Source organism: Actinocrinis sp. (assembly GCF_035605935.1).
GTDB lineage: Bacteria > Actinomycetota > Actinomycetes > Streptomycetales > Catenulisporaceae > Actinocrinis.
The window spans coordinates 1-9,909 of the sequence record NZ_DATNGK010000224.1; the positions used below are offsets into that span (position 1 = coordinate 1).

Consider the following 9,909-nt stretch of genomic DNA (forward strand, 5'->3'; position numbering starts at 1 on the left):
GGGCGGTCGCGGTCGGGCGCAACCAGAAGTGCACTGATTCGGCGAGGAAGAGCGCCCAGAGGTATACCGAGAGCGCGACGAACGCGTACGTGAGTCCGTGGTGTGCCGGCTTTGTCGGGATGAAACTCGCGAGCACAAGGATCACGACGCGGCCCTCGAACCCGAGGCCGCCCGCGACTGTCAGCCATCTGGGTACGCTCGCCGATGCACGGATGCGGTACACGATGTCGTAGTGGTGGTAGATCACGGCCGCGAGGTACAGAAACGCGACCGGCATCGCGCCGTGGACTTCCGCCGCCAGCGCGATCGCGAGGGCGTATTCGAACGCGTGGTACACCGGCGGGACCAGCCAGCCCAGCTTCGAGCCGAGCCTGCGGGCCTCGGCCAGCGGCCGGGCGAGGATGTCAGACATCGAGTAAAGCGCATCGGTCGCTTCGCTGGTGCGCGGCGCGGATTGCGGGCTGAGCGAGCGCTGGACGCGGCCGGCCGTCGTGTAGGCGGCGGCGATCAGACCCCAGATAAGCAGCACCGTGAACGTCGTGCGCGGCTTGGTCAGCGCGGTGAGCAACGCGATCAGCGCCCAGCGTTCGCCGATCGGCAGCACGATGATCTTGCGGGCCCAGTAGCTCAGGTTCTTGTTCTCCGCCGCCACCGTCGGCAGCGGCTGCGTATTGCCGTCGTTCGCGCCGCCGCCACGCTGCCCTTCATGGAAGGCGAAGTCCACGTGGTGCCGCACCGTTTGCAGTGCCATAGCGAGCGCCGCCAGCAACCACACGTTGTCGCCGTTGTGCGCCGAGCCGAACGCCAGACCCGCGTAGACGGCGTATTCCTTCGCGCGGTCAAACGTCGCGTCGAGCCAGGAGCCGACGCGGGAGAAGTTCAGCGCGTAGCGGGCCAACTGTCCGTCGGTGCAGTCCAGGACGAAGGAGATGTACAGCGCCACCGCCGCGACGATGTACCCGGCCCTCGTGCCGGTCGCCGCCGTGATCGCGCCCACGATGGCGACCAGCAGCGACAGCGTCGTGACCAGATTGGGGCTCAGCCCGCGACTCGCGCACCAGCGGGCAAGGAACCGCGAGTACGACGACACGAAAATCGTCGCGAATAGGCCGTCGTCGCCCTTCACCGCCTTGCGCAGCCGGATCGCCTCGCCGTCGATGTGCGCCACCCGGTCGTACGCGTCCTTCCGGGCGGAAAGAGGCGCATCGACCAGCGTCGCGATCAGACCGGGCGGCAGGACCACTTCGTGGATCGGCAGCGAGTGCGCCAACTGGGTGGCCAACACGTCCGGGACCAGCGGACGCGGAGCCGTGAGCTTCGCCGCCGGAGATCCGCCCGCGACGCGGTGCGCCGTGAGGTCGGGCAGCGTCCGCAGCTGAGTCGCCAGCAGCTCGCGCGCCTGGCCGGACACCGTGAGCACGCCGGTCGAGTGCGCGGCCGCCCAGCGCGGGTCTTCGATCGCCAACCGCAGCGCGTGCCGGTGCGCGATCAGCCGCCGGTCCACCAACGCCACCCGGCCGACTGTCGAGGCGCTGGCGACCGCCCGCGCCGCCGCCGCTGGACCGTCCGCGTCCACGACAGTCGCCCCTAGGGCGGACAACTCCGCGCGCAGCAGCCCGTCCCCATCCACTGGCTGGGGTCCGGTAAGCACCGCGATCGTGGGAATGCGCACTCGGCGGCCTTCCTCTTCACACTCATTGGCCCGCTCATACTCACTGGCCGTTCACTACCACCGGCCCGGCGGCAACCATAGTCCCGGCAACCGTAGTCCCTCACCGTGTTCGGCTACCATCGTGCAGCGATCGTCGGGCGTGATGGGCGACCGGTGCGGGGGTCGAGACCGAGCAAGTAGTGAGGACGCGTCGTGCCGAGTGAGACTTCCGCGTCGGATGTGGCCGCTGTGGCCCCGGACATCAGCGTGGTCGTCATCGTGTACAACGACGCGGCCCGACTGCCCACAGCCGTCGACTCCGTCCTGCGGCAGACCCTGCGTAACGTCGAAATCATCGTTGTCGACGACTGCTCGACCGACTCGACACCGCAGGTCGCCGCGCGCCTAGCCGCTGAGCACCCGAGGGTGCGATACCTGCGGCTTGAGCAGAACAGCGGCGGTTGCTCCGCTCCCCGCAACGCCGGGATCGAGGCCGCCCTCGGCACCTACGTGATGTTCCTGGACTCCGATGACACGCTGGACATGCACGCCTGCCTCAACATGCTTGAGGCAGCGGAGGAGCACGACGCGGACTTGGTCTCCGGCGTGTGCGTGCGCGTGCACCACAACCGCTCCGGGCTAACCGAGAATGTGCCGTGGTGGCCCGAGATCTACGCCGAACGCCGCGTCGTCGACGGCGTGTCGCAGATGCCTGATCTCTTGCGCGACACACTCTCCACCAACAAGTGCTACCGGCGTTCCTTCCTGAACGAGCACGCGCTGCGCTTCCCGGTCGGCTTTCACTACGAGGACCTGCTTTTCTCGGCGAAGGCTTACCTCGCGGCCCGTCGCATGGTGCTGATCCCGCAGACCGTGTACCACTGGAACGTCATCGTCCGGGCGGCGCAGAAGTCCATCTCCAACCGGCGCGACGAGATCTCCAATGTGCGTGACCGGATCGCGATCCATCGGATGATCGACGAGGCGATCACCGGCTGGCTCGGGGCCGGCGGCGATCCCGAGGTGAAGATCGCCAAGGACGCCAAGTTCATCGAGCACGACCTCGTCCTCTACCTGCGCGACCTGCCCTATCAGGAGCCTGGGTACGTCGCCGAGTTCACCGCCATGTTCCGCGATTATCTGCGTACTCTGCGCTCTGAAGCGTTCGACCGCTGTCCGCACCGGGTCGCTGTCGCAGGCGCGTACCTGCTGATCGAGGACGACTGGCCGAACCTGGTCACGGTCTGCGAGCACCTGCTCGACCGCACTCGCGAGAGCGCGAAAGCGTTGGAGCGCACCAGGATCACCTCCGATCTCGCCGAGCGTGACGGCCAGGTGTACTGGTGTGACGCGCATCTCGACTCGCAGGCCGGCCGCGCCGCGCTCGACGTGACAGGGCTCGGATGGTCGCGTGTCCCGTTCAGCCGGACAAACCTCGCTTCGCGCCTGACCGGGCTGCGTACCCTCGGCAACGGCCGGATTCGCATCGAAGGCGAGACGGTCAATCCGCTCGACCGGGTGCCACCCGACGCCGAGCTGTCCGCGGCCTTCGAATTCCGGCCGGTCGCCCGCGCGATCCGCAAGTACCGGGTCAAGGCCAAGGACGTCAGGCACGAAGGCAACCGCATCCGCTGGTCCGTCGAACTCAACCCCACCAAGACCGTCAAGCCGGTCGGCATCGTCGATCAGGTCTGGGAGGTCCGGCTGCGCTTGACCGCCGGGGCGCTCGGCACGACGGAGTCGAAGGTCACGGCGCTGAAGTTGCCCAGCGCGGCAGTGGACGATCACGGCGCGCCCCTCACCCTTCCGGCCCGCCCCCTGCTTACGCGCGCCGCCGGCGACACGTGGGTCGCGGGCATCAACCACCGCGGCCTCTTCACGCTGAACCTGACCGCCCGCAACCCGATCGCGCGTGCCGTCACCGCTCCCTTCACCCAGTCCGGGGCGAGCCAGCGCAGCGCACGAATTCTCCGCATCGCCCAGCGCCTCTACAAGCGAGCGCAGATCGTCAACGACCCGCGGATCAAGCGCGAACTGTATGCACGAGTGCTGACTCGACTGCCGGTGCGTCGCGGCTCGGTCGTCTTCGAGTCGCACATGGGCGGCTCTTACAGCGACAGTCCCAAGTACATCTACGAGGCGTTGCGCCGCTCCAATCACCGCGGCAAGGTCTTCTGGTCCTACGCCAACACCACGGCCGGTTTCCCCAAAGAAGCCACCCTCGTCAAACGCAACTCCTGGGCCTATCTTCGTGCCCTGGCCCGCGCCGAGTTCTGGATCGACAACCAGGGCTTCCCGCAGTGGATCGGCAAGCGGCGCGGCACCACGTACATTCAGACGTGGCACGGCACCGCGCTCAAGCGAATGGGCATGAACACGCCGCAGGTCCGCGCGATGCTGGCCGCTGACCGCAAGAAGCTGGTCAAGGCGGTGCGCCGGTTCGATCACTTCCTGGTCCGCTCCGAGTACGACGTCAGGACCCTGCTCGAAGCCTTCCAACTACGCGCCGAGCCGCTTCGCGTCGGCTACCCGCGCAACGACGCGCTCCTCGCCGCCGACCGGGATGCGCGCGCCGCACAACTGCGCGAGAAGCTCGACATTCCGACCGACCGCAGGGTTCTGCTGTACGCGCCGACCTTCCGGAACACCACCGGCGCGTTCGCTCCCGGATTCGACTTTGCCGAGTTCGCCCACCGCTTCGGCGACCAGGTGTTCCTCCTCGTCCGCGCGCACTACCTCAACACCGTGCAGGTCCCGCAGGAGGCCGGCGACGCGATCCGCGACGTGTCGACGTACCCTGACGTCACGGAACTGATGCTGGCTTCTGACGGACTGCTCACCGACTACTCCTCCGTGATGTTCGACTACGCGCTGCTCGACCGGCCGCTGCTGTTCTTCGCGCCCGACGCGGCAACATACGCGCACGATCGCGGCACCTACTTCGATCTCGCGCAGCGGGCGCCCGGACCGTTCGCCACTACTCAGGAGGAACTCTTCACCGCGATCGCCGCCTTCGCCGCCCAAGACGGCAGCGCCCCTGATCCCTACTCCGAGGCCCGCAAGCATTTCGCACACGAATTCGGCGAATACGAGACCGGCACCGCCGCCGATCAGGTCGTCGCGCGGTTTTTCGGCGGCAAAGGCGGCGCGCGATGACAGACGTCTTCATCGTCTGCAACACGATCCACGAACTCGGCGGCGTGCAGCGCTGGGCGCACCGGGTCGGTGAGCTGCTCGCGGAACGCGGGCACAACGTGCGCCTCGTCGGCGTCTTCGCCGTTCGGCAGCCGCACGAACTGACCACCACCGGTCCGGACGGCGAACGGCTCGAACCGGCATATCAGGCTTCAGTCATCCACGCGGACCTGTACGGCGGCAAGCCTAAACCCGCGCTGCTCTCCCGTATCGCCAACCCGCTCGCCTATGCCCGATACAAGCGCTGGCAAGCCGTGCAGCGCAGCGGCGCCGCTCGCCTGCGCGCGCTCATCGCCGCCGCATCAGACCCCGCAGACGTCGTCGTCATCTGCGCCCAGGTGCACGCGATGGAATGGGTCGCCCAGGCTACGCCGCGCGGCGTGCCGATCATCGCGATGAGCCACGAGTCGTACGCGGCAGCTAACGCGTCGAGCCGCGGCCGACGCGTCCGCAAGCTGTATCGCACCGCCGCCCGCTTCGTCTCCCTCACCGACGCGGACGCGCATGAGTGGACCCGCGCCGGGATGAACAATGCCGCCGCGATCCCGAACCCGCTGCCGATCCCCGCTCTCGGCGGCGCCGACCCGGCCGCCCGCGTTGTCGTCGCGGCGGGGCGCCTCTCCCAGGAAAAAGGCTTCGACCTCCTCCTGGACGCCTGGCACGACGCGGTCCTCACCAGGCCCGGTTGGACCCTGCGCATCTACGGCTCGGGCCCAGATCAAGAGGGAATCTTCGAACAGGCGCGGACCCTCGGTCTGGATTCCAGCGTCGACTTCGCCGGCCAGACCGGCGATATCGCGGCCGCGCTCGTCGAGGGCTCGATTTTCGCGAGCGGCTCGCGCGCCGAAGGCTTCCCCATGTCGCTGCTCGAAGCGATGGCTTGCGCGCTGCCCTGTGTGGCCTTCGACTGCGCCCCCGGTGTCCGCGAACTCGTCCACGACGGCGTGAACGGACTGCTGGCGCCGCCCGGTAATACCGAAGCCCTCGCCGCCGCCCTCGGCCGTCTCATGGACGACGCGGGGGAGCGCGCGACGATGGGTAAGGCCGCGCTGGAAAGCGTTGCCGCCTACGCACCGGACCGAATCGTGGACCGCTGGGAGCGGATGATCACCCTCGTCTTACGTTAAATCAGCCGCTCACGAAAAGGACTGACACTCCCCGCAGGCTGGGCGTTGACCAGCCGCTGGTCCGGCTGGGCGAGACAGATCTGTCACCGACGTATTACGCGATCATCGCCGAACGGTCGCGGCCGCTCGGATAGGGTCGAGACCATGACATGGCTGGTAACCGGAGGCGCCGGATTCATCGGTTCGCACGTGGTGCGGGCTCTGCTCGCTGACGGTGCCCGCGTGGTCGTCCTCGACGACCTGTCCACCGGAGACAAGAGCCGAGTGCCCGACGGCGTCCCGCTGGAGATCGGCTCGGTGCGAGACCGCGCGACTGTTGACCGCGTGCTCGCCGAGCACCAGATCAGCGGCGTCGTGCACATCGCGGCGAAGAAGCAGGTCGGCGAGTCGGTCGAGAAACCGCTCTGGTACTACGAGGAGAACGTCGACGGCTTGCGCACCCTGCTCGAGGCCATCGTCGAGGCCGGAGTGCGGCGGCTGGTCTTCTCCTCCTCGGCGGCCGTCTACGGCTCGCCCGACGTGCCGCTGATCACCGAGGACACGCCGTGCGAACCCCAGTCGCCCTACGGCGAGACCAAGCTTGTCGGCGAGTGGCTGATCCGGGATGTCGCCGCCGCGCACGCCCTCGCTTACGCCAATCTGCGCTACTTCAACGTGGCCGGCGCCGCGTCACCCGAACTCGGCGATCCGACCGCGCTGAACATCGTGCCCATGGTCTTCCAGCGCATCGAGGCCGGGCTGCCGCCGCGGATCTTCGGCGACGACTACGACACCCCGGACGGCACCACGATCCGCGATTACATCCACGTCAGCGACATCGCCAGCGCGCACGTCGCCGCCGCTCGCCGCCTGACGCAGGACGAGCACGCCGCGCTCACGCTCAACATCGGCCGCGGCGAAGGCGTCTCAGTCCGCGAGTTGGTCGACCGTATCCTCGAGCACGCCGGCAGTGACCTGGTTCCCGAGATCGCGCCGCGGCGTCCCGGCGACGGCGCGCGTTCGATCGCCTCGGCCGACCGCATCAAGGCTGAGCTCGGGTGGTCCGCGCAGCACGACATCGCGGATATGGTGGCCTCCGCGTGGGCCGGCTGGCGCATGCGCCATGATGCATAGCACGCACTAGTCGCTAGCTACATCGAATAACGCGGAACAGGAACCATGATCGGGCTTATCCTCGCCGCCGGGGCGGGTCGTAGACTGCGCCCATATACGGACACACTGCCCAAAGCGTTGGTGCCCGTGGATGGTGATCGCACGGTGATGGACCTGACGCTCGCCAACTTCGCCGAGGTCGGCCTCACTGACGCGGCAGTGGTGATCGGTTACCGCGCTGAAGCTGTGCATGAGCGCAAGGCGGCGCTTGAAGCCGCGTACGGCGTAACGCTGCATCTTGTGCACAACGACAAGGCCGAGGAGTGGAACAACGCTTACTCGCTCTGGTGCGCACGGGACCTGCTCAGCGAAGGCGTGATCCTGGCCAACGGCGACACCGTGCACCCGCCCTCCGTCGAGCGCACGCTGCTTGGCGCGCGTGGCGAGGAGCGGCGGATCATCCTGGCCCTGGACACGGTCAAGAAGCTGGCCGACGAGGAGATGAAGGTGATCTGGTCGGCCGAGGACGGTGTGCGCCGCATCACCAAGCTCATGGAGCCGACCGAGGCCACCGGCGAGTACATCGGCGTCACGCTCATCGAGCCGGAGGCCGGCGCCGAACTGGCTGACGCGCTGAAGGCGACCTTCGAGCGCGACCCGCAGCTGTACTACGAGGACGGCTACCAAGAGTTGGTCGACCGCGGCTTCCGGGTGGACGTACAGCCGATCGGCGAGGTCGACTGGGTCGAGATCGACAACCACGAGGACCTGGCCAAGGCGCGCAGCATCGTAGGGCGAGGCTAGTGGCCGTCCTGACTCGGCTGATCCCGGGTCCCGCGGCGGTGCGGATCGGTGCCGGGGCTGCCCGCGAGCTGCCCGCGATCCTCGCCGATCAGCGCATCTCCACCTCGGGTCGGCTGGCCATCGTGATCAGTGAAGGCTCGGGCAGCGAATTGCGCGAGCGGCTGCGCGAGTACCTGCCGGCCGACGCAGGCTGGTTCCCGATCCGTGGCGGCACGCTGGATGACGCCGTGGACGTCGCCGACCGCATCCGCGCCTCTGCCGGATCCGGCGGAGGGCACGGGCTCGGGTCCTACGACACGATTGTCGGCTTGGGTGGCGGGCGCGTGATCGACGTCACCAAGTACGCGGCGGCCAGACTCGGCCTGCCCATGGTCGCGGTCGCGACCAATCTCGCGCACGACGGCATCTGCTCACCGGTCTCCACCCTCGACAACGACGCCGGCCGCGGCTCCTACGGCGTGCCCGGCCCGATCGGCATCGTCGTGGACCTCGATCTCGTGCGCGACGCCCCGAGTGCCTTCGTGCGAGCGGGAATCGGCGAGGCGCTGTCCAACCTCTCCGCCCTCGCCGACTGGGAACTCTCCCACGACGTGACCGGCGAACCCGTGGACGGCCTCGCCGCCGCGATGGCCCGCACCGCCGCCGAGGCAGTACTGCACCAGCCGGGCAGCATCGAGGATCCCGCCTTCCTCGCCGTGCTGGCCGAAGCGCTGGTCCTCTCCGGCCTGGCCATGTCCGTCGCGGGAAACAGCCGGCCGAGTTCAGGGGCCTGCCACGAAATCTCACACGCGCTCGTGCTGCTGTTCCCGGGCAAGTACGGCCAGCACGGCGAACAGGTCGGCCTCGGCGCGGCCTTTGCGTCTTACCTGCGCGGGGATGCGGAGCGGACGGGGCAGCTCGTGGATGCGTTACGGCGCCACGGATTGGCTGCCATTCCCGCCGATCTGGGCATTGATGCCCCCGCGTTCGTGGAAGCGGTAACGTACGCGCCGCGGACCAGGCCCGGACGCTACACGATCCTGGAACACCTCGACCTGACCGAAGCGAAACTGCGTGACGCGGTGAAGGACTATGTCGACACCTACGCTCGATGAGCTGCGACTCGTCGTCCAGCCGCCGGAGAAGATGCAGCGGCGCAGCGGCGAGCACTGGGCCGGGCGGCTCTATATGCGCTGGATCTCACTGCGCGTCACCCGACTCCTCGTCAATTCGCCCATCTCAGCGAACGGCTATACCTATCTGATGATCGTGGCCGGGATGGCCGCCGGAGCCGTGCTCCTCATCCCGGGCATCGTTGGCGCGCTGCTCGGCGCGCTGCTCATCCAGGTCTACCTGTTGCTTGACTGCGTGGACGGCGAATTGGCCCGCTGGCGCAAGCAGACCTCGATCATCGGGGTCTACCTTGACCGGATCGGCGCCTACGGCGTCGAGGCGGCTTTCCTGATCGGCCTCGGTTTCCGCGCCGACCACCTGCACAGCGGGCCGTGGACGGTACTCGGCCTCGCCGCCGCGGTCGGGGTGCTCATCGTGAAATCGGAAACCGATCTGGTCGACGTGGCGCGGGCCCGCTCCGGCCTGACCGCCGTCGCCGAGAGCGCGTCCGTGCCCCGCTCCGCCAAGGTCGCCAAAGCACGGCTCCTCGCCTCCGCCTTCAAGGTGCACCGGCTGATCGTCGTCATCGAGACCTCGCTGCTGGTCCTGCTCGCCGGCGTCCTCGACGCGGCCACCGGGGGAGGGGCCAGCGGCCTGTTCTACACCCGGCTGGCCGTCGCCATCCTGGCCGGAATCGCGCTGGCCATGGTCTTCCTCCACTTCGTCTCCATCGTCATGTCGAGCAGGCTCAAGGGATGAGACTCGCCGCCGTCATCCTCACCATGGGCAACCGCCCGGCTGAGCTGGCCGACCTGATCCGCACCGTCGCCAAGCAGCAGGGCGACCCGATCGAGGTCGTCGTGGTCGGCAACGGGGTCGAAGCCTCGCAGTTGCCTGACCTCGGCGGCGCGCGCACCGTGGACCTGCCGGAGAACCTCGGCATCCCGG

General features: G+C 68.2%; 7 protein-coding genes and 1 pseudogene. 7 read left to right on the top strand and 1 reads right to left on the bottom strand.

All coding sequences use genetic code 11. From position 1 onward, the window contains the following. Positions 1–1,672 (bottom strand): DUF5941 domain-containing protein (locus VN779_RS18065; protein ID WP_325724834.1); only part of this gene is annotated, 1,672 nt, incomplete at its 3' end. A gap of 192 nt (positions 1,673–1,864) precedes the next feature. Between VN779_RS18065 and VN779_RS18070 the strand changes: the two genes are divergently transcribed. The 7 genes and pseudogenes from VN779_RS18070 to VN779_RS18100 form a co-directional block, all read left to right on the top strand. Next, positions 1,865–4,807, top strand: coding sequence for a bifunctional glycosyltransferase/CDP-glycerol:glycerophosphate glycerophosphotransferase (locus VN779_RS18070; RefSeq protein WP_325724836.1), 2,943 nt, complete (start codon positions 1,865–1,867; stop codon positions 4,805–4,807). Further along, positions 4,804–5,973 (top strand): glycosyltransferase, encoded by a 1,170-nt coding sequence (locus VN779_RS18075; protein WP_325724838.1) that lies wholly within the window; start codon positions 4,804–4,806, stop codon positions 5,971–5,973. The genes VN779_RS18070 and VN779_RS18075 overlap by 4 nt, the downstream gene beginning before the upstream one ends. 144 nt (positions 5,974–6,117) lie before the next feature. After that, positions 6,118–7,086 carry a UDP-glucose 4-epimerase GalE gene (galE, locus tag VN779_RS18080; RefSeq protein ID WP_325724839.1) on the top strand — a complete coding sequence of 323 codons (969 nt, stop codon included), beginning with the start codon at positions 6,118–6,120 and terminating at the stop codon, positions 7,084–7,086. Positions 7,087–7,131: 45 nt separating this feature from the next. Next, positions 7,132–7,869: a phosphocholine cytidylyltransferase family protein gene (locus VN779_RS18085; protein ID WP_325724840.1), complete on the top strand. Its 738-nt coding sequence runs from the start codon at positions 7,132–7,134 to the stop codon at positions 7,867–7,869. Next, complete coding sequence (locus VN779_RS18090; protein ID WP_325724841.1) at positions 7,869–8,963, top strand: iron-containing alcohol dehydrogenase family protein; 1,095 nt, start codon at positions 7,869–7,871, stop codon at positions 8,961–8,963. The genes VN779_RS18085 and VN779_RS18090 overlap by 1 nt, the downstream gene beginning before the upstream one ends. Beyond that, positions 8,941–9,720 (top strand): CDP-alcohol phosphatidyltransferase family protein, encoded by a 780-nt coding sequence (locus tag VN779_RS18095; RefSeq protein WP_325724842.1) that lies wholly within the window; start codon positions 8,941–8,943, stop codon positions 9,718–9,720. Before VN779_RS18090 ends, VN779_RS18095 begins: the two co-directional genes overlap by 23 nt. Beyond that, positions 9,717–9,909 (top strand): annotated as a pseudogene (locus tag VN779_RS18100) (glycosyltransferase family 2 protein); the annotation flags it as partial. The gene VN779_RS18095 and the pseudogene VN779_RS18100, both read left to right, overlap by 4 nt.